The sequence below is a fragment of the Pseudomonas sp. NPDC089743 genome, assembly GCF_044748785.1.
GTDB lineage: Bacteria > Pseudomonadota > Gammaproteobacteria > Pseudomonadales > Pseudomonadaceae > Aquipseudomonas > Aquipseudomonas putida_X.
In genome coordinates, this window is sequence record NZ_JBIVGS010000021.1 from 1 (window position 1) to 22,085 (window position 22,085).

Here is a 22,085-nt window from a genome sequence, read left to right on the forward strand (position 1 = left end):
TACGAGGGCGCGCAACCTGATGCGTCTGGGCTTAAGCGAAGAGCGTGCCTGTAAATCGGCCTATAACGGCCGAGGCCCGTGGTGGAACTCGGGGGCGCCACATATGAATCAGGCGCTGCCGAAGAAACTATGGGATCGACTCGGACTGGTCTCGATACTGGATACGATCAACCGGCTTAGCCGCACAGCCTGAACCGCCGTGTACGGAACCGTACGCACGGTGGTGTGAGAGGACGGCGGGTGTGAACCCGCCTCCTACTCGATCCTGGGCCAAAAAACTCAATGACTTAGGTGATTTGCGGGCTGCTGAGCTCCGCGAAACCTTGCTTCGCGACGTCTCCAAAACACGCGCAGCCAAAGGCATGGCGCCAGTTTCCTAGCACCAGTGACCTGGGACAGTTATGCGCTATCTGCCCTGTTTCAGTTAACCATGTAGTGGCTCATTGCCATTCGTCGGTTCAAAACTTCGGGGAGGCACGGGCGTTGTACACAGTGCCTGGGTCAGCAGAATGAGATCGAGCAAAAGGTGGAGACCCTGTCGTCGATGCCATCAGGCTGAACAGAAGGCTTGGTTGAAAGAGATCTTCGGGCGGTAGCAAAGCACTGGCACAGCTCTGCCTGAACTCAATCAGCAGATGTTCTGGTGCCGAGCAGCCACCTCCTAGATGATCTTGTTCGATCGTTAGTCGTCGACCAGGCTCTGTGCGGATACCGCTTTCACCTGGACGCGAATTTGGTGCACTACTTTCATCCACCCGACGTACAAGCCTTAATGCTCCCTGCTGCATGCTGCGCTCGTGCAATACGTCTCGCATGTGGTCATAGTCGGCTTCGATGGCTGATAGCGGCAGTCATCACGATCTGTCCTGGGTTAAACAGCGGTGCTGTGACTGGTTCGTCAACTTCGGGCGCTTCGTCAGTGCTCGCCGGCGAGGAACTGATGATCAGAACCTGGCCGTGATGCGCTGAGGAAGGCGTCATCTCCCAAGCACGAATGATTGGGATGAAGCGGTCGGTGAGGATCCTGACTTCTGAGACGTTACCCTTCTCGTCTTCGGTGAATTCGGTCTTGCGCACCTTGTCCTTGTAGGTATCACCCTTCACGACCAAGGTCCGCCCCAACTTCGAACGTACAACACCGGAGATTGCGCCGGCGGCCAGGGCCAGAGCGAGGTGCCAGCGGGAAAGCTCGCGGACAGGGGCTCGAGGTTGAAGGCCGGCTTGCCCGAAGTGCAAGTTGAAGTCGGGCCAGAGACCCCGCAACCGCAGAATCTCGGCGGCGAATTGCTCCGGCTCTCCGCCCGCGCATTGATCGGGTCGGCCCGCTCCCCTTGGCCCTGGATTTAGAGAATTAAAACTGTCCCTGCGAAGGCAGGATTTCCGGGGCCTCAAGCCAGCTCTGAGGGAAACGCAAAACTGTCGCAACCCCCAAGAAAGCCTATATAGACACATGCTCTAGAGAATTAAAACTGTCGAAGCCAGGAACGACGCAATCTTACGCACATCCATTGGGACCTGTGGCTGTTAGGTTGCGGGTGTAGGATTTTTCAAAATGGCCCAGCACCTCAACGTCAGCCAGGGACGTGAATGATCCAAATGATCTGAAAGGCCGCCGCTACAGCTTCATGCTGACGCCCCAGCGGGTGTCACGGGTTGTCTTGTCGTAAGCATTGAGGGCGGTGAAATACCTCACCGTGAAGAAATTATTCACTGCGGTACCGATACTCAACGTCGCCCCCTCGCTAGCTCCCCAAGCTCCCGACACAAACCCAAGGTTCAGGTACGGGCGGCAAGCTGATGTCGAAGGCAATTCTCGATGTTCCACCCATACAGCCATTGAACTGCATCATAGAATTGATCTTGGCTTCGACCAGCCCAGAGCTGATTGCGCACCAAACGCTCGACTCCTTTCGCATGATACAGACGACCCATTTCTCGCGCCGACCACAGCACTCGCGCCGTGCGCGGAATGCGGATCGACTCGTACAGGCGGAAGGCTGCCTGCAGGTCGTGTTCGCAAGCCTTTACCGCCTGGCCCAACACCACTGCGTCTTCCAATGCCATGCACGCACCTTGGGCAAGGTACTGGGTCATCGGGTGGGCGGCATCACCAAGGAGCGTCGAACGACCTTCACCCCACTGGTCCACTGGATCGCGATCGGCAGTGGCCCAGCGGCGCCAAGAGGTGGGCCGGTCAAGCATCTGATGCGGACGCTCGTGAATGCCTTCGAAGTACGACAACACTTCTTCTTTGCTGCCATCAGTGACGCCCCACTGCTCCTCGTTGCGGCTGTGGAAGGTGACCACCAAGTTGTACTGCTGACCACCACGCAGGGGGTAATGCACCAAGTGGCAACGTGGCCCCGCCCACAGCATCGGGGCGTTGACTCGCAGATCTTTGGGCATGTTCTCGACATCCACCACGGCGCGATACACCACGTGACCGGTAACCCGAGCCTGGTCGCCGACCATGCGCTCGCGGATTACCGACTTCACGCCGTCGCAGCCGATCACCGCATCAGCCTGATAGCGATTGCCCTTGCAGTCGGTCAGGGTAACGCCATGATCGTCCATTTCCATGCTGACGATGCGAGTCGAAGTCTGGAAGCGGATCAGTGGGTTCTTCTGAACTGCTTCCAGAATGGACAGGTGGATATCGGCCCGGTGGATTACGCCGTAGGGGTTGCCAAAGCGTTGGCGGAAGCGCTCACCTACCTCGATGCGTCCTACCTCATGGGCATCGATGGCGTCCATCATGATCAGGTGGTCGGTGAAGACCGAGCGGTTTCGTGCTGCATGCCCAACGCCCAAGGCGTCCAACGCCGCATAGGCATTTGGACCAAGCTGGATACCAGCGCCGATCTCACCGATATGATCTGCCTGCTCTAGCAGGAGAACCTCTATGCCCTGAGCGGTAAGAGCTTGGGCTGCCGCCAGCCCTCCAATGCCACCGCCGACGATGATGATTTTTTGTTGTTTTTTGACAGTCATGATTCGGATCTCCGTTCAGGCGTGAACCTTTACTTCTTATTGAGTGAAATCAGGTTGCTGGCTGGGTGCAGCGCGCTGGAAGGCCGGTTGCGCTTGGCAATGATCGTACACAGCCACAACCCTTGGGTAGGCTCTGAGATCGCACCCCATCCGCTCGGCATTGGCTACCTGGGGCACCAGGCAGCAATCAGCGAGGGTCGGTTGCTCGCCGAAGCAGTACGGGCCGCTACCATGGCGCTGCAACAATACTTCGAGGGCAGACAAGCCTTCGGCAACCCAGTGCGCGTACCAGCGGTCCTTTTCCTCAAGGCCCACTTCCAGCACGCGCTGCAGGTAACCCAACACGCGCACGTTATTGAGTGGGTGGATATCGCAGGCAATTAGCTGGGCAACTTCAAGTACCCGCGCACGCAACAGTGGTTCCGTAGGCACTAATGGGGCCTGAGGATAAAGGGCATCAAGATAGTCGATGATGGCCAACGACTGGGTCAGAGCTACGCCATTGTCGTCAACGAATACCGGCACTCCGCCGATCCGGCTGAGTTCCAGGTGCTGCGCCAGACGCTGCTCGCCAGCGCGCAGGTTGACGCCGTGGTACTCCACCTCCTGTCCCTTAAGCGCCAAGGCGATGCGCACGCGATAAGAGGTGGAACTGTTGAAAAAGCTATAAAGCTGCATGGCAGTCATCCTGGTTTTTCAGAGGGGAATCGGTGCTTCTGCGCGCAGCTGATTTCCCGCTTGCACGCCTTTGAAAAGGATCGCCAACGCCGCCACGATGGCGGGCAGCATCAATACCGCGAACAACATTTCGAAGGACAGTCCGGCGTCCACCAGTAATGCGCCGCCGAAGGTGCCGCATACCGAACCGATGCGGCCTACCCCGTGTGCCCAACTGACGCCAGTGGCGCGGCTGCTGGTGGGATAGAAGGCTGCGACCAGGGCGTTGGCACCCACCTGCGAGCCGCTGATACAGAAGCCCATGCCCGCGACGCTTAGGCCCAGCAGTACATAGTCGTCGTGCAACTGGCCGATGGCGAACAAGCAGCCTGCGCCGCCGAACAAAGCTATCACCAGGACTTGGTGCGGATCGAAGCGGTCCATGGCTGCTCCCAGACACAACGCGCCGATCGTGCCGCCGATCTGGAACAACGCACTGATCAGCGCCGCCTGGCTCAGGCTCAGGCCGGTGTCCTTGACCAGCAGGGGCAACCAATTGGTCATGCCGTAGATGATCAGCAGGCTCATGAAGAACGCCAACCATAGCGCCAGGCTGCCCCGGCGCAACGGTTCGGCCAGGATTTGCCTTACCGGCGACTGGTGTTCGACGATCTCATCAATCCGCACGCTTTGGCAGCCAACCGGTAACAAACCGATCCTTTCCAGGATGGCCTGGGCAGCTGCGGGTTGGCGGCGTGCGAGGAAGCCTACTGATTCAGGTAGAGCCAGTATCAGCACCGGCAGCAAGGCTAAGGGCAGCACGCCACCCAAGACCAGCACGCTGCGCCAACCGAACAGCGGCAACAGCTGCGCAGCGACTACTCCGCCCAGCGCAGAGCCGAGAGTGAAACCGCAGAACATGCCGGTAACCATCAGCGAGCGGCGCCGTTGCGGACAGTATTCAGAGGTTAAGGTAATGGCGTTAGGCATCGCGCCGCCCAGACCCAGGCCGGTGAGCAGGCGTAACAGCGCCAGGGTGTGCAGATCCTGAGCGAACGCGGCGGCCAGGCTGAACACCCCGAAGCAGGCGACCGATAACAGCAGCACACGCTTGCGGCCAAATCTGTCGGCAAGTGGTCCGGCCATAAATGCACCGAGCATCAGACCGATCAACGCGGCGCCCAGCACCGGACCCAGTTCAGCGGCACCGATCTGCCAATGCTCGCGCAACGCCGGCGCGATGAAACCGATGGCCGCTGTATCCAGGCCGTCGATGGCCGTGACTAGGAAGCACAGCAAGAGAATACGCCACTGGAAGGCGCTTACCGGCTGGCTGTCGATGAAGACTTGTACATCCACAGTGTTGTTTTTGTCAGTGGAAGACATGAGCGAAACCTCCGAGCCTGCGCAGGCGCGGGCTACGTGAATAAAAACGGAGGAAAAGGCCGGCGATGCCGGCCCAATGCAGTCAGATGACGCGAACCTGCAGCTCGCCCAGCCCATCGACGCCGCCGACCATCAGCTCGCCGGCCACGACCGGGCCGACACCCTCGGGGGTGCCGGTCATGATCAGGTCACCGGGCTGCAGCTCGAAGAAGCGCGATAGATAGGCGATGGTTTCCGGCACCGACCAGATCAGTTTGTCGATGTCGCTGCGCTGGCGGTCCTGGCTTTCTACTTGCAGCCAGATGGCGGCCTGGGTCGGGTGGCCGACCCGGCTGGCCGGGTGTAGTGGGGCGATCGGCGCGGAGGCATCGAAGGCCTTGCCAATTTCCCATGGGCGGCCCATTTCGCGCATCTTCATCTGTAGGTCACGTCGGGTCATGTCCAGGCCAACGGCATAACCGAATACGTGTCCATTGGCCTGCTCCAGTGGGATGTCACGGCCCCCCTTACCGATAGCCGCGACCAGTTCGATCTCGTAGTGGTAGTTATTGGTTTCAGCCGGATACGGCAGTTCCAGGGTCTGGCCGTCGGCCACTGGCACCACAGCATCGGCCGGCTTGCAGAAGAAGAACGGCGGTTCGCGATCCGGGTCGAAGCCCATTTCACGAGCGTGGGCGGCGTAATTGCGACCCACGCAGTACACGCGGCGTACCGGGAAGCGCTGGTCGCTGCCGGCTATAGGCAGGCTGATGGTGGCGGCAGGTTCGAACAGGTAAGTCATGGCAAGGTTTCCTCGGGTCATTATTGTTCGCGGACTTCGCGCAGCAGCCCGAGGGCCTCCTGCACCGGCCGGTCGGAATAGCTGAACAGCACGCACTCGTCGTCGGCCTGCAAGCTCAATGCTGCCCAACTCGGCACCATGAAGGTGTCCTTGGGCTCGAAGTGGAAGGTTTGCCCGCCAATGATGGCGCGCCCCCGGCCCTCGACCACTGAATAAACGGTGGCGTCGGTGCAGCGAGCGGTCTTGCCGACAAAGCCACGTGGCAGGAGTTGCATGCAGGTGCCGATGGTCGGCATCGCCCACCCGCCGGTGGCCGGGTTGACATAGCGCAGCTTGACGCCGTCCCACGCATCAATCTCGGCCTGACGTTCGAGGGTGGCCAGGGCCTCTCGGGTACGGGTATAGGGGTAGCTGAAAATCGGTGATGTAGCCCCATTAACTTCATGACGCAGCGGCAGCATATTGGCGCCGTAACGGGCCAGGCTATTACCTTCCGGACGGCTGACCGGCTGTACGGCCTCGGGGTAGTTTTCGGCGAAACCAGCGCCGTAGAAACGCACCGTGGGGATGTCCAGGCCATCGAGCCAGATCACTGGCTCACCACCTTCGGCTTCGCTGAGATTGCCGTGGTCGTGCCACGTCCAGGACGGGGTGATGATGAAATCGCCCGGGTGCATGGTGGTGCGTTCGCCGTCCACTGCGGTGTAGGCGCCCTTGCCTTCGACCACGAAGCGCAGTGCTGATTGACTGTGACGGTGGCTGGGGGCGATCTCGCCCGGCAGGATCAACTGTAAACCGGCATACAGGCTCGGGGTGATCGAGGCTTGACCGCGAATACCGGGGTTCTCCAGCACGAGCACCCGGCGCACGGCCTCTTCTGCGCTGATCAGTTGCCCGGCTTCCATCAGGTAGGGCCGTACCTCGCTGAAACGCCATAGGGCAGGCACACACGCCGTGGTTGGCTGGGGCGGCACCAGGTTGTGTAGCTGCTCCCACAGCGGGAACAATTCCTGACTGTCGATGCGTTGATAAAAGTCGGCGCGGGCCGAACCGATGTTGTCTTTGTTATTCATCGCTTCACCTGTGGTGGGCTGTGATTTGGGGCTCACGGCATCATTAACGCCCCTATGTCGATGCGATTAAACGCCCGCTCTACATACAAAAAAAATGATATTTTTATATGCATCCATATGAAAAACCTGATGGGGTATCAACGTGCATTGGACTCGACGCTTACGCCCACGCCACCTCCAGCTGTTAGTTACCCTCGCTGAAACAGGCAACCTCAGCGACACAGCGCGTCAGGCGTACACAACCCAGCCGGGACTCTCAAAATTCTTGAAGGATCTTGAGGAAGATGCGGGAACACTCTTGTTCGAACGGCACGCTCGTGGGCTACGCCCAACCACGGAAGGCACGCTATTGGTCAACCATGCACGGCGTATCCTGAGCGAGATGGAACGGGCGCAATCGAACTTGGATGCGCTTCGCGAGGGCAACACTCACAGCGTCGCCATCGGCACCTCTCCAGCTGCGGCACCCAGTCTGGTACCCGATGCCATCCTGTACTTCCTCAAGCGACACCCCAAGGCTCAGATTTCGCTTCACGAAAGCACCATGGACGTACTGCTCGAACGGTTGAGACTGGGACATCTGGATGTGGTGGTAGGACGGATCGACAACTACCAACCCAGCCATGACCTCAACAGCGAGATGCTCTTCCGTGAACCGATGCAGGTGGTCGGAAGGCAGGGACACCCGCTGTTGCAGCGCCAGGGTCTTGCCTGGAGCGATCTCTACGAATATGAGTGGCTGCTGTGGCCACCCGGGTCGCCGATACGCAATCGCCTGGATGCAGCGCTGACTAATGCTGGCCTCAAACCGCTGCCTTGCAGAGTGGAATCCTCTTCGCTGATGGCTAACCTCTGGCTGATGCAAAACAGCGACATGCTCTCCGCAGTTTCCGGTCGGGTTGCTGAGCATTTCCATGCGCGAGGCTTGGTGCGCCGCCTGGACTTCGAACTGGAGGCGGAAGGCGCAATCGGCATGTGCTGGCGTGATGAGTCTCACCCAGACACTGCGGTTCTGGATCTTCTCGATAGCTTGCGCGAGGCAGCACAACATCCGATCCGAAGAAGACTCCTAGGCGTAAGCGAAATTGGAATTGACCCAAGCTAAGGAAACTCCGAACAAGTTGCTCATCAGTCGGAAATGTGCGGTTTAGGGATGCCGAAAAGCCCGCTTTTCAGTCGCCGATTATTGGATAACCAAGGCAAAGCCTTGGTTATCTGGACTCACGGGCGCACCTCTCCCGCAGCAGGCAATAATTGCCGGCGCACCATCCACAGATTCGACAGGGCAAACAGCGTGGTCAGTTGCGCCGTATTCTTGGCCAAGCCGCGAAAACGAGTCTTTACATAGCCGAACTGGCGTTTGATCACCCGGAACGGGTGCTCCACCTTCGCACGCACTTGCGCCTTGGCCTTTTCGATCTTGCGCTTGGCTTGGTAGAGCACGCTGCGTTTGCTCAAGTGTTTGTAGGTGCTGCGGCGGGCAGCGACCTGCCATATCACCTGCCGTCCCTCGTGTTCTGGCCGCTTTTCCACGCCTGTGTAACCCGCATCCGCACACACGACATTATCTTCGCCATGCAATAGCTGAGCGACCTCCGTCACGTCAGCTACGTTCGCGGCGGTACCATGAACGTGATGCACTAGACCCGATTCAGCATCCGCGCCGATGTGGGCCTTCATGCCGAAATAATACTGGTTGCCCTTCTTCGTTTGATGCATTTCAGGATCGCACTTGCCTTCCTTGTTCTTGGTCGAACTGGGCGCGTGGATGATGGTAGCGTCGACAATGGTGCCCTGGCGCAACGACAGGCCCTTGTCTTGCAGGTAATTGTTGATGGTTTCCAGAATGCCGGCCGCCAACTGATGCTTCTCCAGCAGGTGCCGGAAGTTCATGATCGTCGTGTCTTCGGGGATCGGAGCGCTGAGCGTCAGACGAGCGAACTTGCGCATCGAAGTAATCTCGTACAGCGCCTCTCCCATGGCTGGATCACTCAACGAGAACCAGTTCTGCAACAGGTAAATGCGCAGCATGGTTTCCAGTGGATACGGCTTGCGGCCACCGCCAGCCTTTGGGTAATGCGGCTCGATCAACGCCACCAACCCGCTCCACGGCACCACCTGTTCCATCTCGGCCAGGAAACGCTCGCGACGGGTTTGCTTGCGCTTACCGGCGTTGTCGAAATCGGAAAAGCTCATCTGGCTCATGGGATGGCGGGCTTGTAGAGGGCAGTTGGACGGAGGGCTATTTCAGCACAGGTCAGATGGCCTGTGCTGACTTGATCGGAGAATCCTTAGGCTGGACTCATTCAGTGCGGTAGACACGCCATCTGGTTGAGGACCCCATCCCTGATGTCTAGGCTGTAGCCGTATGTTCAAAATGGAGGTCCTGAACTGAGGCTTGGAGGTGTATAGGAAACCAGGGGCGATTCACACTTAATGCCCCTCAGGCCAAGCTCACAGTACTGCATATCTCGACTCGAAGCGTCGATCTGAGCAGCAAATCAAGGTCGATTCATACATAATTCACAACAGTTACGTGCGTAGCACTCAAAAAGTTCTGTTGGAAAATACATTACACTCGCGAATGGACTAGAAGTGCCTAGTAACATCTGCGGTTTATACAATCGTCAGCCTCCATATTCTCTTCATTCCCATACAAAAACGAGCGTTAATACTTGCATGCATGATTCAAGACAGCGCTACCTCGGCTCTTCCGGGTTGCAGGCCTGCACGATCACCTTCGCGCTGCTCAGTGGCTTGGCATTGGCCAGCCCAGCCTCGGCAACGGATGCGTTCGATAGTCAATCGCCCTACATGTTCGGCAACTGGGGCGGCACGCGTGACGGCCTTGCGCAACAAGGCATCGAGTTCAACGCCAGCTATGTCGGTGAAGTCGGGGCCAACCTGGGCGGGGGCTACAACAACAGCCGCGCCACCCGTTACAGCGATCAGTTCGCCTTCGGCGCCAAGTTCGACCTGCAGAAGCTGCTGGGCTGGCACTATGCGGCCTTTCAGCTGACCGTCACCGATCGCAACGGCGACAATATCTCCAACGACCGCGTCGGCGATCCACGGGTCGGCACGCTGAGTTCCTCCCAGGAAGTCTGGGGGCGCGGCTCGCACTGGCGCCTGACGCAGATGTTCTACCAGCAAAAATTCCTCGACCAGCGCTTGGACATCAAGGTCGGCCGGTTCGGCGAAGGCGAGGACTTCAACACCTACGACTGCGACTTCCAGAACTTGGCGTTTTGCGGCTCGCAGGTCGGGAACTGGGGTGGCATCTGGTACAACTGGCCGGTGAGCCAGTGGGCCGCACGGGTCAAGTACGCGATCACCCCCGAGCTCTACGCGCAGATCGGCGCCTACGAGCAGAACCCCTCAAACACCGAGTCGGGCAACGGCTTCAAGCTCAGCGGCAGCGGCACCGAAGGTGCGGTGTTGCCGATCGAGCTGGTCTGGCAGCCACGCCTCAATGGCCTGCCGGGCGAGTACCGCGCGGGCTACTACTACAGTACCGCCGATGCCAAGGACGTCCTCAAGGACAGCCATGGCCAGCCCGCTGCCATTTCCGGCAACGACTACCGCAGCGCGTCGAGCAAGCATGGCCTGTGGTTCGGCGTGAAGCAGCAGGTCACCCAGGTGGGGGCCGACACCTCGCGCGGGCTGAGCCTGTTCACCATGGCTACCGTACATGACAAGAAGACCAACCTGGTCGATCACTACGTGTCCGCGGGTGCCATCTACAAGGGCCTGTTCGATGCTCGCCCGCTGGACGACATCGGTTTCGCCGTGTCGCTGATCCACGTGAACCCTGCCTACCGCAAGAATGCCAAGGCATCGAACCTGGCCAACGGCGTCTACGATTATGACGACCCAGCCTACCTGCCGGTGCAGGACACTGAGTACAACGCCGAGCTGAACTACGGGGTGCATGTCACCAACTGGCTGACCGTTCGCCCGAACCTGCAGTACATCCGTCACCCCGGTGGCGTGTCCCAAGTGGACGATGCCTGGGTCGGTGGCCTGAAGATTCAAGCGTCTTTCTGACGTGAAGCGCGCCGGCCCCGGTCGGTTTTTTGACCAACTCTAAATGGAGTTTTTTCTATGAGCACTCAGGGTGCTTCGAACCGTAGCCGACTGCTACCGAGCCTGCTCGGTATCGTCCTGCTACTGATGGGCCTGGCCCTGGTGGCGGGCGGTATCAAGCTCGCTACCATCGGTGGCTCGCTGTATTACCTCATCGCCGGCGTGGGCATTGCCCTGACCGGTATCCTGCTGCTGGCCGGCAAACCAGCGGCGTTGTGGCTGTATGCCCTGGTGCTGTTTGCCAGCACGGTCTGGTCGCTGGTCGAAGTGGGCCTGGACTGGTGGCGCCTGGTGCCACGCCTGGCGCTGTGGTTCGTGCTCGGCATCGTGATGCTGCTGCCCTGGTTCCGTCGTCCGCTGCAGGCCAGCGAAGCGGCAGGCAAGGGTACCGGCGCACTGGGTTTCGCTGTGGTGGTGGCGGGTCTTGCGGCCCTGGCCAGCCAGTTCGTCGAGCACCGTGAAATCAACGGTACCCTCGACCGCGACAGCACCGACGTGACCCACAGCGCACCGGCCCAGCCCGATGGCGACTGGCAGCACTACGGGCGTACCGCGTTTGGTGACAAGTACTCGCCGCTCAAGGAAATCACCCCCGAGAACGTGCACAAGTTGGTGCCGGCCTGGACCTTCCGCACCGGTGACATCCCGACCGAGAACGACCCGGGCGAGACCACCGCGGAAAACACCCCGCTGAAGGTCAATGGCATGCTCTATGTGTGCACCCCGCACAGCCAGGTGATTGCCCTGGATCCGGACAGCGGCAAGGAGATCTGGCGCTACGACCCGAAACTGTCGACGCAGAACGCCGACAACTTCAAGGGCTGGGCGCACATGACCTGCCGTGGCGTGGCCTACCACGACGACGCGGCCTATGCCGAGGCGTCTGCCGAGCAGAGCCCGAGCACCGACGCCGCTGCCAATGCCTGCCCGCGTCGCCTGTTCCTGCCGACCGCCGACACCCGCCTGATCGCGCTCAATGCCGACACCGGCAAGGTCTGCGAAGGCTTCGGCAACAAGGGCCAGATCGACCTGACCACCAACATAGGCACCTTCGCCGCGGGTGGTTACTACTCCACCTCGCCGCCTGCGGTGACCAAGGACCTGGTGATCATCGGCGGCCACGTTACCGACAACGTCTCCACCGACGAGCCCTCCGGCGTAGTGCGTGCCTATGACGTGCACGATGGCCACCTGGTGTGGAACTGGGATCCGGGCAAGCCGGACGCTACCGCGCCGATCGCTGCCGATGAGTTCTACACCCGCAACTCGCCGAACATGTGGTCGGTGGCTTCGGTCGACGAAAAACTGGGCATGGTCTACCTGCCCATGGGCAACCAGATGCCTGACCAATGGGGCGGCAACCGCACCCCTGAGTCGGAAAAATACAGCGCCGGCGTGACCGCCCTGGACCTGGCCACCGGCAAGGTGCGCTGGACCTACCAGTTCACCCACCACGACCTGTGGGACATGGACGTCGGCGGCCAGCCGACCCTGATGGACCTGAAGACCGCCGACGGCGTCAAGCCGGCGCTGCTGGCTTCGACCAAGCAGGGCAGCATCTACGTGCTGGACCGTAGCAACGGCCAACCGATCGTGCCGATCGAGGAACGTCCGGTGCCGCAGGGCGCCGTGGAAGGCGACCACACCGCGCCGACTCAGGCCTTCTCGGACCTGAACTTCTCGCCGACCACGCTGAAAGAAAGCGACATGTGGGGCGTGAGCCCGTTCGACCAGATGCTCTGCCGCATCCAGTTCAAGTCGCTGCGCTACGAGGGCATGTTCACGCCGCCGTCGCTACAGGGCTCGCTGGTGTTCCCAGGCAACTTCGGGGTGTTCGACTGGGGCGGCATTTCGGTCGACCCGGTACGCCAGGTGCTGTTCGCCAACCCGGACTACATGGCCTTCGTCTCGACCCTGGTGCCGAGCGCAGACGTGGCTGGCGGCCCGGCTCGCAAGTCCGAGACCGAGGGCGTGCAGCCTAACAAGGGCGCGCCGTACGGTGTGATCATGTCGCCGTTCCTGTCGCCGGTCGGCCTGCCTTGCCAAGCTCCGGCCTGGGGCTATGTGGCCGCGGTCGACCTGACCACCCACAAAGTCATCTGGCAGCACAAGAACGGCACCGTTCGCGACAACTCGCCACTGCCGCTGGCCCTGCCGATGGGCGTACCGAGCCTGGGCGGCAGCTTCATGACCGCCAGCGGCCTGGCGTTCCTGTCGGGTACCCTGGACCAGTACCTGCGCGCCTATGACGTGCGCGACGGCAAGGTGCTGTGGGAAGGCCGCCTGCCGGCCGGCGCGCAAACCACGCCGATGACCTACCAGGGCAAGGACGGCAAGCAGTACGTGCTGGTCATGGCCGGTGGTCATGGCTCGCTGGGCACCAAACAGGGCGACTATGTGATCGCCTACAAGCTTGCCGATTGATGGAAACGATCCAGTGAAAATGCCGCTCTTGAGCGGCATTTTCATTTTCTGCGAAGTAGCCAACCTGACGTCTAGCCATTGCAGTTACACTTAACCCCGAGCAACGCACGCTGGCTGACGGACGCGCAAAAGCAGGCGATCGAAACGGCCTTGGCCGAGGAAGACGCAATCGCAAATCCGGCGGGCACCAGCGCTTCATCGAAGCCCTGGGCGACCGCAAGGTGTGGTTCATCACCTTGGCCTACTGCCTGAGCATCATGTGCACCGGCAACGTCACCAATATCTGGGCGCCGTCGATCATCTGCGACGCCGGGGTCAGCAACCTCGGCCAGCTCGGCCTGTTCTCCGCCCTGCCCTATGTGGTCGGCGTCGGGGTGATGCTGTGGGCCTGCCGTCACTCCGACTTGCAATCGGACACCAGAACCCAGGTCTCGTCCGTGAGTTCGTAACGCTTTGCCATCACAGTATTCCTTTCAGCCGCTGGCGGAGGACGAACGGGTTATATCGCTGATCGAATCGATGGTGCCTGCGGCCGAGGTCTACTCGATGAATGCTTCGCTGATCTCACTGGCGTGCAGGGGAGTCTGACCCAATTCGGCCGGGAGGTACGCGCCAAGGTGCTGCGCTGCACTGGCATCCCTGTCGGTGTGGGGATCGCCCGTACCAAGACCCTGGCGAAGCTCGCCAACCACACAGCGAAGCGCCTGCAGGCGCATACGGGTGAGGCTGAAGTCGTAAACAACAGCCGATGTTTCGCAAAACGGGCTGGTGGCTTAGGCCCAAACATAGGAACGATGAGTTTTCTTCGTGCCCGGCATGAGCATTTGCACCGGCGTTTCATCAACATGAACGACCGGCTGCTCAAGCACCACTTCGCGCAGCGCATCGACCAGTGGCTGCAACTGTATACCGCAGGCGCCAACCCATTGGGCGAGAGTAGAACGCGGGATAGCCAGGCCGGCGCGGCCAAACATGGCTTCCTGACGGTACAGCGGTAGGTGGTCAGCAAATTTCGCAATCATGACGTGGGCCAACAAGCCCGCAGTCGGGATGCCCTTGTCGATCACCTGCGCCGGCACCGGTGCCTGAATCAGTGTTTCGCAACTGTCGCAGACCCACTTACCACGGATATGGCGCTCCACGGTGAACACGCCGGGTGTGTAATCGAGCTTCTCGCTGACATCTTCACCGATGCGTTTGAGCGCGCAGCCACAGGCACACTCCCTGTTGTCCGGCTCATGATGGATCAGCGTGCGGGGAAACTCAGGCGGCAAGGCGCGACGTTTGGGTTTCTGCTTTTCCTGGGTAGGTGCCGGAGTAACTTGCAGCGACTCCAGCTCTGCTTCAATGGCAGCGATATCGGTATCGATCAGATCGTCGAGCAAACTGGCCTATTCCGGGCTCATTTGCTCGCTGCGTTTGGCGAACTTGAAGCGCTTGAGCTGGGCGATTTCGTGGCTGAGTTTTTCGATCAGCGTTTTGTCTTGATGGATCTTCTTGTCCATGACCTGAACGGTCTTGCCCATCGTTTCGACTTGCTCGTCGAGCGCCGAGACGCGTTGCAACAACTGCGCCGCCAGAGCGCGCAGTTGTTCGGGATTCAGGTGGTCGAGGTCAGGGATCGAAGTCATGCCGACAATCTTGCGAGATCAGCATAAACAAGACGACAGGCTGATCGGACAATTGCACTGCCGGATGGGGCATGGCTCGATTCAGATGATGGAAATGGCGTTTCCGGGGCCAACTCTTTGCCAAGGCAAGCCCAGTATCAAGGCGTGTAGCTGTTCGGCGCTCAGCTCCATTTGTGAACCTTGGCGCGTGCCAGGCCAGGCGAATTTTCCTTGGTGAAGCCGACGTGCCGCCAACCAGATACCCAACCCATCATGCACCAGAACTTTCATGCGGGTGGCGCGGCGATTGGCGAACAGATAAGCACAGTGCGGCTGCGCCGCACCGAACACCGCGATCACGCGGGCCATGGCGGTGTCGGTGCCGGCACGCATGTCCATCGGCTCGGTGGCGAGCCAGATGGTATCGATGCGGATCATCTCAGTAGCTCTCGAAGAAAGCTCGCGCAGGCGGCTGCGCTTTCCACTGGCCAAGTCATCTTAATGGGCGTTCGCGGGTGCTGGATGTCAAGGCTGATACTGGAGGGCTGAGCATGCGTGCCAGCGCCGAGCATCTGCGGATGCAGCGGGATGAACGCAGGCTGAAGCGCCACGGCTTTTTGATTATGCAGCCGAATCCATTTATGGACGAGGTTGGCATTAAGGCTGTAGCCCAAGGCGATGTTTGCGATGGAGGCACCGGGCTCTAAGCACTCTTGGATGACCTGGGCTTTGAAAGATTTGCTGTAGGTTCGGCGCTGAGGGTGCATAAGAAATCCGCTTGAGAGGCCAGAAATGGTGTCCGCTTAAATTAGGTGGACACCATGGCCTTCGGCGGTTGCGTCAGGAAGATGTGTTGGCCGGACGGATACATTCATGGACCTGCTTTGCAGACCTTTCGCTGCCACGGGCCGCTCCCACAAAAGCAGTCTGTGCACTTCAGGAAGCAGGCCAATTTTGAAGCTTAGAACATCAACCCGGTAACAGGTCAGCGCGCAAAAGTAAGTAATGGCCATCTGAACGTGGCTGATTAGGAGGCGTGATGCGTGCTGCTTACCCCTAGTGGTTTCCTGCTGCCGAGCATCTGTAATTGGAGCAACGCTTTGTAATCGCCAGCCTGTGCCTGTGTTCATCGCATCAAGCTGTGAGACCGGTAGGCTTAGGTGGGAAACTGTAAGCCATACCTACAGAACGTGGTGCCGTGTGAATGAAACCAAACTGTGCGTAAAGGTCTTGTGCTTGGCCATCCGCGATAAGGCTGACGTACCCACTTTCAGGGACGTTGGCTTGAATGTATTTAATGATTTCAGCCATGATTCGTTTTCCTAAGCCTTTGCCTTGATGCGCGGGAAGGACGGCTATATCCACAACTTGGAAGAAGCATCCTCCGTCACCGATTACGCGCCCCATTCCCACGGGTACCGTCCCATAAAGGATCTGAACGGCGAAGAGCGTATTGGGCAGGCCTCGTTCAGAGGCTTCATCCGTCTTGCCGCTAAGGCCGGAGCCCCTCCGTAGTGCTTGGTAAGTCTGCACTGACGGCAGTTCCAGTAAACATGAATATGAGGTCATCCGCGCCACCGTCCTACAAGGACTCTCAAGAGTAATGACATAGGTGCGTCCATTTATGCGGCAACACCGGATAAATTTCAAATGCTTGCTGCGTAGCAAGCCGCACTAGCAATACACAGCGCAACGCGTGCTGGATAAAGCGGTGCATTACCTTTCGGCGCTGGAGGGGGGCGCCTTAGCTCCAGGCCCCTATTGGCATTGCGATCAATACTGGAGTCACGCCGCAACAACTGCGCCATGTGAGTCGGCTGTTGGCCGAGCAAGTCAGTGCAGAAGCATCACGGCGTACCACCGATGCACTGAAGTTGCAGATTGCTCCACAGTAAGCACCGTCAGTAACCCCTTCCCGGGGCTACTTCCCCAAGCATCGGTTGCCCATGCTGGTAGTTGCGCAGGTTGTCCAGCAATACCCAGAATGCTGATTCTGGGTGGGTCACTGCACCAATGTGCGGAGTCACCCACACATTGGGATGTTGCATGAGTTTATGTTCCGGCTGCGGTGGCTCATGGACCAGCACATCCACGATCGCTTGGCGCAGGTGACCGCTGTCCAGTGCCTGGATCAAGTCTTCCTCTACCAGGTGAGCACCGCGTCCGAGGTTGATAATGCTGGCGCCCCGCGGCAGGGCGGCGAACAGGTCGGCATCGAGGATCGCGGTGGTGTGTGGGGTAAGCGGAAGCAGGCAGATCAGAATTTCACAACCGTCGAGAAAGTCCGCTAAGCCAGCGTCACCTGCATGGCAAGCAACCCCCTCCAACTGTTTCAATGTGCGCGACCATCCCCGCAAGGCAAAGCCAAAACCCTGCAACCGGCGCAGTACCGCCTGGCCCAGATTACCCAGCCCCATCACGCCAACGCTGCGCTGCCGGGCTGGCACATTTTGCTGCACATGCCATCGCCCCTCGCGCTGCTGTTGAAGATAACGCGGCAAGTCTCGGTGCAGTGCCAGTACCGCCATCGTCGCGTACTCGACGATGCCCTCGGCGATACCGGGATCAAGCATCCGCACGATCTGTACGCTCGATGACAGTGCAGTGGTGTCGAACTGATCGACGCCTGCCGACGTCGCGAACAGCACCTCAAGGTTGGGAAATCGCTCGGCGATACCTTCCGGGGGTTGCCACGTGGCAAGGTAGCGGATATCCGTGGGTTCGCCGACCTCCGGCCAGAGCCGCACTTCGATATCCGGCGCGTGTTCGGCGAACAGGGCTTTCCAGGCCCGGCCTCGGTCTGGGTCGACTTTGAAGAGCAGTGCCATGGTGCTCGCTTCCTGGGTAGCTGAAGGGGCCTCAAGCATGTCAGAGGTGCACGCAACATTCGTCTGGGCGCCAGGGGAAATTCAGCAGGTTATGCCTGCCTCGAACGGTGAAAACGGAACATTGGCGCAGGTGATGGCGCCGATACTGTTTGCACACCGTCACTCACCCCAGCGGAGCGCCCCATGTCCTTCACGTCATTCAAAGCCTTGACCTTCGATGTTGTCGGTACCCTGATCGATTTCGAGGCTGGCATCCTCAATCATATCCGTGGCGTAGTCGCCGAGGCCGCCAAGCCCTACACCGACGACGAAATCCTCAAGGCCTACCGTGAAGCCCGCGCGGAGTCGGATGCAGGCTGGTGGCCTGACGACCTGGAGCGTTGCTACCACCGCATCGCTGCCAAGCTCAACCTCCCCGACAGCGCCGAATATGCGCGGGGCCTTGCGCTGTCGGTAGAGAATTTCCCGGCATTCCCCGATTCGGTAGAGGCCCTGCAACGCCTGCGTAAGCACTTCAAGCTGGTCGCCACCACCAACTCACGCATCTGGGCGCTCAACCACATGGCCCGTACCCTGGGTGAGCCTTTCGATGTGCGGGTCACCGTGGACGATGTGCGCTTCGAAAAGCCCGACCCGCAGTTCTTCGCTTACACCCGGGGCGTTCTGGCTACCCAGGGCATCGTCTTCGAGCAAATCCTGCATGTTGCGCAAAGCCAGTACCACGATATCGGTGTGGCCAAGCGTTTGGGTTACCAGGTGTGCTGGATCGAGCGCCGCCATGCGCAGAAGGGTACCGGCGGAACGCTGGAGTCCGAGCGCACCGAGCCCCACTACCACTTCACCTCACTGGCGCAATTGGCCGATGCGGTGGAGAAGGAACTGGGCTGAATTGGAGTGGGGCCGCATTGCGGCCCCGGTGTCATGACATTGCGGACGAGTGCATCATGAATATCCAGTCTCTATGGGCCGCCACTGCCGAGCCCGACGTGCCGCTCTCGTCGCTGCAAGGCGATCGCAGGTGCGACGTGGTCATTATCGGTGGCGGCTATACCGGCCTCAGCGCCGCCCGCCACATCGCCGACAGTGGCCGTGAACCGGTGGTGCTGGAGGCCAACAGCCTGGCCTCCGGTGCCAGTGGGCGTAATGGCGGCGTGGTGTCGCCGAAGTTTCGCGTCAGCTTCCAGAGCGTGATGCAACGTTTCGATCGCGACACCGCACTGCACCTGTATCGCACCGGCTATGACGCGGTAGACAGTGTGATAGAGACCGTCGATACCCTGGGCTTGAGCGAGGCCAAGCTGACACTCAATGGTCACATTGCGGCGGCCCACAATGATAAGGCGCTCGCTGGCCTGCAGGCGACGTCGCAATGGATACGGCAGGAAACCGGTACTCGCAGCTCGGTAATGCTGGATGCCGAGGAAGTCGCGCAGATGACGGGTTCCCAGCGCTTCAGGGGAGGCATGTTGACCCCCAAGGCCGGGGGGCTGCACCCGCTCAATTTTGCCCGTGGTATCGCACGCCATTTGCACGGGCGCGGGGTTCAGGTGTTCATCGACAGCCCGGCCCAGCGTGTGGAGTGCCGCGCCGATGGCGTGGTGGTTGAGACTGCCCAAGGGCGCGTGCACGCCCAGCAACTGGTGTACGCCACCAATGCCTACTCCGACCTGACCCCCGTCACCGCCAGCTTGCACCGGCGTATCGTGCCGTTTTGCAGTGCGATCATCGCCACCGAGCCACTGCCGAGCGCAGTGCTGGCCAGCCTCCTGCCCGGCGGCCAAGTGTGCGGGGATACCAAGCGTATGCTGCGCTGGTTCCGAGTGATTGGTGACCGCCTGATCTTCGGTGGGCGCGGGGCATTCGGCAAGGATGGCAGCAATGCTGCCTACAAGGCGCTGGAGGAGAACATGGCGGAGATCTTCCCGCAGTTGTCTGGCCAGCCGATCGCTTATCGCTGGTCAGGTTTGGTAGACATGACCCTGGACGGCTTGCCCCATGCCGGTAAGTTGGATGAGCGGCGTTTCTATGCCATCGGTTACAACGGTGGTGGGGTCGCCATGTCGACCTATATGGGCGCCCGCCTGGCCGAGCTTACCGCAGGTCGTCCGCTTGACTTGCGTCTTCTGGCTGGCGAGCGTCTCAACCCGATCCCCTTGCATGCCTTCCGAGCGCCGGGTGTGCGCCTGGCCGCCGGCTGGCAGCAGTTTCTCGATGCCATTGGCCATTGACCAGGAGCTTTCATGGCGCAGGTTCTGCATTACCGTCCAACCGATCCGATCAGCCATCAGTATGGGCCAGGTTACGAGGTGGGCCGTGGCGAAGGCGCGCAAGCGCTTCGTTGCGCAGCATTGGATGCTGTGCTGCTGGGGATGCTCGAAGAGGGCGAACTGAAGCTGAGCGGGGAGGGTTTCGTGTTGCAGCTCAAGGCAGGTGACTGCTTTGTGGTGCCCCAGGGCGTGGCGCTCGACTGGCAGGCGCAAGGCGCGCTGCGTTATTGGTTCATTCGCATTCCGGGTGTGGAGGGGGCTGCCAGCCATGGCCAGCCGCTCAAGTTGGCACTCGATGGTCGCTTGCAATCCTGCAATCCGCCGTCCGCCAACGTACTGCTCAGCCCCACGCCAAGCGCCTGGAGCCAGGCGGTGTTCGAGCAGGGCGCGTTACGCATTGGTGTATGGGCGTGCGAGCCGTACCAACGGCGGCAGGTGGAGCCGGGTTACAGCGAGCTGATGCACATCATCGATGGCCAGATCACGCTGACGGAGAGTGATGGCACCCAACACACCATTGCCGCGGGTGAAACGGTAGTCGTGCCGGCCGGAGCCACCAACGCCTGGGCCAGTGAAGTGCTGGTGCGCAAGGTCTATTGCATTTACGGTTAGGCCGAAGGCTGCCTCATCGCCTTATCCAGACACGTCGGAAAACGGTCAGATTTAAAAACCCGGTTGGGCTCACGCAGATAGTTACCGAGCCCACCAGCCCCCAGCGAGCATTTCTACTGCGCTTCGATGATCATACGGCTTTGACCAGGCTACGCACTGGCACGGTGCTCTTGACCACGGGCGACTTGATCACGATGTAGCTGAAGTATTTCTCGATGCCGATGTCCTTCTCCAAAATCGATTCCATCAGTTCCTGGTAATGCTGGATGCTGCTGCACAGGAAGCGCACCAGGTAGTCGTAGCCCCCACTGATCAGATGACACTCCAGCACCTCATCGATGTTGCGGATACTCGATTCGAACTTCACGAAATCCGCACGCTTGTGGTCCTGCAGGGTAACTTCTGTGAACACGGTGACCGAGTTGGCGAACTTGGCCAGGTTCACGTGGGCTTCGTAGCCACTGATATAACCCGCTGCCTCCAGGCGTTTGACGCGCTGCAGGCAGGGGCTGGGGGAGAGCCCCACGGCTTCGGCGAGGCTGACGTTCGTCATCCGCCCGTCCTTTTGCAACTGGACAAGAATGTTGATGTCGATGCGATCAAGTTTGGTTGCCGCGTCCATCGTTGAGTCCTCAGTTGATTGCGCGCCGATCTGCCTGCTTCAGGCCCTCAGTGCCCATTGGTGGGCATGGGCCATGTCGGCCAGGCTTGCGTATTCACAACGTTTGGCGTCGAGTGCCGAATGCGTGAGGTTCCAGGGGGTGGACTGTGCGCGCCGCAGGGTACAGATCGGGAAGTCGACCAAGCTGTTCCAAGGGTCGTCCGGTTCACTGCTGCGAACGGGCAGCATGCCCATCCGTTGTACTTCAATCTCCTGCAGAGCCTGTGCCAAGGCCGGCCGCCAGTCGTCGTCAGCCGGTTCAACGACAGCATCGAAGGCCACCGGCAAGCGCCGGGTCAGGCTTTCGATATCGATGCCGTGCCGGGGGGCGATGAGCACCAGGCGATAGAACTTGCTCAGGTACTGCAAGGCGCCAGGAGCGTCCTCGTAGATCGGCCACTGCGCTGCAGCGCTACCAAACGCCACACTTGCATCCCAGTCCGGAACCACAAGCAATTGCTGCGCCAGGCGTTGGTACAGTTGCCCGTGCAAGGCGGCCGGGCTGTTGGCCTGGCGCGCCAGTTGCAGTGTCAGCTGGCGATAAGCGGCGAGTAACTGTTGGTCGTTGAGCCGCTGGGCAGATTGCGCCGCAAGGGGGCGCAGGCCTTCGAGAATGCCCCGTTCGCGGTCGACCAGGGTGGCATACGACAAGCCCAGTGCCTGGTAATGCGTGATTTTCATGGGTATTGACTCCTGTGATGGTTCAGCG

General features: G+C 60.1%; 19 protein-coding genes and 4 pseudogenes. 9 read left to right on the forward strand and 14 right to left on the reverse strand.

Going from position 1 to position 22,085, the window contains the following annotated elements:
• Positions 1 to 193: pseudogene (locus tag ACIPZC_RS23960) on the forward strand (group II intron reverse transcriptase/maturase); the annotation flags it as partial.
• Between the two features lie 641 nt (positions 194 to 834).
• On the opposite strand, the pseudogene ACIPZC_RS23965 reads toward ACIPZC_RS23960, so the two are convergent.
• The 6 genes and pseudogenes from ACIPZC_RS23965 to gtdA form a co-directional block, all read right to left on the reverse strand.
• Positions 835 to 1,296 (reverse strand): annotated as a pseudogene (locus tag ACIPZC_RS23965) (class I SAM-dependent methyltransferase); the annotation flags it as partial.
• A gap of 480 nt (positions 1,297 to 1,776) precedes the next feature.
• Positions 1,777 to 2,991, reverse strand: a complete 1,215-nt coding sequence (locus ACIPZC_RS23970; RefSeq protein ID WP_400629928.1) for a 3-hydroxybenzoate 6-monooxygenase — start codon at positions 2,989 to 2,991, stop codon at positions 1,777 to 1,779.
• A 36-nt stretch (positions 2,992 to 3,027) separates the two neighbouring features.
• Positions 3,028 to 3,669, reverse strand: coding sequence for a maleylacetoacetate isomerase (gene maiA, locus ACIPZC_RS23975; RefSeq protein WP_400629930.1), 642 nt, complete (start codon positions 3,667 to 3,669; stop codon positions 3,028 to 3,030).
• Between the two features lie 18 nt (positions 3,670 to 3,687).
• A complete protein-coding gene (locus ACIPZC_RS23980; RefSeq protein WP_400629932.1) occupies positions 3,688 to 5,034 on the reverse strand; it encodes an MFS transporter in 1,347 nt (448 codons plus the stop codon).
• 82 nt (positions 5,035 to 5,116) lie between these two features.
• Positions 5,117 to 5,815 (reverse strand): fumarylacetoacetate hydrolase family protein, encoded by a 699-nt coding sequence (locus ACIPZC_RS23985; protein ID WP_400629934.1) that lies wholly within the window; start codon positions 5,813 to 5,815, stop codon positions 5,117 to 5,119.
• A 20-nt stretch (positions 5,816 to 5,835) separates the two neighbouring features.
• Positions 5,836 to 6,888 (reverse strand): gentisate 1,2-dioxygenase, encoded by a 1,053-nt coding sequence (gene gtdA / locus ACIPZC_RS23990; protein WP_400629936.1) that lies wholly within the window; start codon positions 6,886 to 6,888, stop codon positions 5,836 to 5,838.
• A gap of 142 nt (positions 6,889 to 7,030) precedes the next feature.
• Between gtdA and ACIPZC_RS23995 the strand changes: the two genes are divergently transcribed.
• Entirely contained in the window at positions 7,031 to 7,993 is a 963-nt protein-coding gene (locus ACIPZC_RS23995; protein WP_400629938.1) for a LysR substrate-binding domain-containing protein, read from the forward strand.
• A 116-nt stretch (positions 7,994 to 8,109) separates the two neighbouring features.
• On the opposite strand, the gene ACIPZC_RS24000 is transcribed toward ACIPZC_RS23995, so the two are convergent.
• Entirely contained in the window at positions 8,110 to 9,093 is a 984-nt protein-coding gene (locus tag ACIPZC_RS24000) for an IS5 family transposase (protein ID WP_400629940.1), read from the reverse strand.
• A 474-nt stretch (positions 9,094 to 9,567) separates the two neighbouring features.
• On the opposite strand from ACIPZC_RS24000, the gene ACIPZC_RS24005 reads away from it, so the two are divergent.
• The 4 genes and pseudogenes from ACIPZC_RS24005 to ACIPZC_RS24020 form a co-directional block, all read left to right on the forward strand.
• Positions 9,568 to 10,935, forward strand: a complete 1,368-nt coding sequence (locus tag ACIPZC_RS24005) for a carbohydrate porin (protein WP_400629942.1) — start codon at positions 9,568 to 9,570, stop codon at positions 10,933 to 10,935.
• Positions 10,936 to 10,992: 57 nt separating this feature from the next.
• Positions 10,993 to 13,398, forward strand: coding sequence for a glucose/quinate/shikimate family membrane-bound PQQ-dependent dehydrogenase (locus ACIPZC_RS24010; protein ID WP_400629944.1), 2,406 nt, complete (start codon positions 10,993 to 10,995; stop codon positions 13,396 to 13,398).
• A gap of 221 nt (positions 13,399 to 13,619) precedes the next feature.
• Positions 13,620 to 13,847 (forward strand): hypothetical protein, encoded by a 228-nt coding sequence (locus ACIPZC_RS24015; RefSeq protein WP_400629946.1) that lies wholly within the window; start codon positions 13,620 to 13,622, stop codon positions 13,845 to 13,847.
• Positions 13,848 to 13,890: 43 nt separating this feature from the next.
• Positions 13,891 to 14,120, forward strand: a pseudogene (locus tag ACIPZC_RS24020) (DNA polymerase V subunit UmuC); the annotation flags it as partial.
• 54 nt (positions 14,121 to 14,174) lie between these two features.
• On the opposite strand, the pseudogene tnpC reads toward ACIPZC_RS24020, so the two are convergent.
• From tnpC to ACIPZC_RS24045, 5 genes and pseudogenes are all read right to left on the reverse strand, one after another.
• A pseudogene (tnpC, locus tag ACIPZC_RS24025) lies at positions 14,175 to 15,029 on the reverse strand (IS66 family transposase); the annotation flags it as partial.
• 81 nt (positions 15,030 to 15,110) lie between these two features.
• Entirely contained in the window at positions 15,111 to 15,446 is a 336-nt protein-coding gene (gene tnpB, locus ACIPZC_RS24030) for an IS66 family insertion sequence element accessory protein TnpB (protein ID WP_387524068.1), read from the reverse strand.
• Positions 15,443 to 15,775, reverse strand: a complete 333-nt coding sequence (gene tnpA / locus ACIPZC_RS24035) for an IS66-like element accessory protein TnpA (protein WP_400629948.1) — start codon at positions 15,773 to 15,775, stop codon at positions 15,443 to 15,445. Before tnpA ends, tnpB begins: the two co-directional genes overlap by 4 nt.
• 367 nt (positions 15,776 to 16,142) lie before the next feature.
• Positions 16,143 to 16,577: a GNAT family N-acetyltransferase gene (locus tag ACIPZC_RS24040; protein ID WP_400629950.1), complete on the reverse strand. Its 435-nt coding sequence runs from the start codon at positions 16,575 to 16,577 to the stop codon at positions 16,143 to 16,145.
• Positions 16,578 to 16,909: 332 nt separating this feature from the next.
• Positions 16,910 to 17,836, reverse strand: a complete 927-nt coding sequence (locus ACIPZC_RS24045; protein WP_400629952.1) for a 2-hydroxyacid dehydrogenase — start codon at positions 17,834 to 17,836, stop codon at positions 16,910 to 16,912.
• 183 nt (positions 17,837 to 18,019) lie between these two features.
• On the opposite strand from ACIPZC_RS24045, the gene ACIPZC_RS24050 reads away from it, so the two are divergent.
• From ACIPZC_RS24050 to ACIPZC_RS24060, 3 genes are read left to right on the forward strand one after another with little or no spacing between them, the layout of a single operon-like run.
• Positions 18,020 to 18,724, forward strand: coding sequence for an HAD-IA family hydrolase (locus ACIPZC_RS24050; protein ID WP_267818119.1), 705 nt, complete (start codon positions 18,020 to 18,022; stop codon positions 18,722 to 18,724).
• A gap of 56 nt (positions 18,725 to 18,780) precedes the next feature.
• On the forward strand, positions 18,781 to 20,064 hold the full coding sequence (locus ACIPZC_RS24055) for an NAD(P)/FAD-dependent oxidoreductase (RefSeq protein ID WP_400629954.1): 1,284 nt from the start codon (positions 18,781 to 18,783) through the stop codon (positions 20,062 to 20,064).
• A gap of 12 nt (positions 20,065 to 20,076) precedes the next feature.
• Positions 20,077 to 20,715 carry a cupin domain-containing protein gene (locus tag ACIPZC_RS24060; RefSeq protein WP_400629956.1) on the forward strand — a complete coding sequence of 213 codons (639 nt, stop codon included), beginning with the start codon at positions 20,077 to 20,079 and terminating at the stop codon, positions 20,713 to 20,715.
• A 130-nt stretch (positions 20,716 to 20,845) separates the two neighbouring features.
• On the opposite strand, the gene ACIPZC_RS24065 is transcribed toward ACIPZC_RS24060, so the two are convergent.
• Both ACIPZC_RS24065 and ACIPZC_RS24070 read right to left on the reverse strand, forming a co-directional pair.
• Entirely contained in the window at positions 20,846 to 21,337 is a 492-nt protein-coding gene (locus tag ACIPZC_RS24065; RefSeq protein WP_267818113.1) for an Lrp/AsnC family transcriptional regulator, read from the reverse strand.
• A 39-nt stretch (positions 21,338 to 21,376) separates the two neighbouring features.
• Positions 21,377 to 22,057 carry a hypothetical protein gene (locus tag ACIPZC_RS24070; protein ID WP_267818111.1) on the reverse strand — a complete coding sequence of 227 codons (681 nt, stop codon included), beginning with the start codon at positions 22,055 to 22,057 and terminating at the stop codon, positions 21,377 to 21,379.
• Positions 22,058 to 22,085 lie beyond the last annotated feature (28 nt).